Genomic DNA, 829 nt, shown 5'->3' with positions numbered 1-829 from the left:
GGGCCGGGGCGGGTGGCTCCCTCAGCGGGTGTCCTCGGCCGGCTCGGCGGACGCGGCGGCCCGCCGGGCGTCCCAACGCCGCATGACCTCCTGGAACTCGACGCGCATGAACTCCATGAACTCCAGGGTCTCGGACAGCCGCCGCCCGGCGGGGGTGTCGGGACCGACCACCTCGATCCCGTGGCGCAGGCTGGCGATCCACCGGTTGAGCACGGGTTCGCGGTTGGACATGGCCTGGTGCCAGGTGTCCTGGTGCACCCGGTACCGCTCGCGGCGGGTGCCGGGCTGGCGTTCGCGGGAGACCAGGTGCACCTGGGAGAGGTAGGAGACGGCCCCGGAGATCGCCCCGGAGGACACCCTCAGCCGTTCGGCGATCTCGGCGGAGGTGAGGGCCCCGCTGTCCTCGATGAGCAGGCAGGCGAAGACCCGGGAGGCCATCCGCTGGATGCCGGCGTCGGTGAGGTCCCCGGCGAAGCGCTCGACGAAGGCGGCGATCTCCGGTGTCCAGGGACCCTCGGTCTCCCCCGGTACCGCTCCGCCGGCGGCCCCCGACTCCGTCCGGGGCGCCATTCGCTCCTCCTGCACGTGCCGTCCTCTCCGTGATCGCGTCCGTGGCGCGTGCCGTCCGCCGATCGACGGACGGCACGCGGCCCTGATCGCATCCTGCCGGCCCGATCATCATCTTCGGAGTGTTCACGAATTCATGAAACAACCGTAGGCTCGAAACCCCCCGGCGGCAAGCGACCCGGGATCCGCCCCGACCCGTGCCGGCGCGCCCGTGAAGCGGCCGGGGTCGGGGCACCCCGGCCCCTCCCGACCCCGCCTCGTC

General features: G+C 73.2%; 1 protein-coding gene. It reads right to left on the bottom strand.

Annotated features, from left to right (window positions below):
• Positions 1–21: 21 nt before the first annotated feature.
• Positions 22–585 (bottom strand): GbsR/MarR family transcriptional regulator, encoded by a 564-nt coding sequence (locus FNQ90_RS25355; RefSeq protein ID WP_194432885.1) that lies wholly within the window; start codon positions 583–585, stop codon positions 22–24.
• Positions 586–829 lie beyond the last annotated feature (244 nt).

The organism is Streptomyces alkaliphilus (assembly GCF_014141535.1).
Lineage (GTDB): Bacteria > Actinomycetota > Actinomycetes > Streptomycetales > Streptomycetaceae > Streptomyces > Streptomyces alkaliphilus.
The sequence above is the reverse complement of the archived record's forward strand: the minus strand, read 5'-3'. Positions and strand labels throughout refer to the sequence as shown.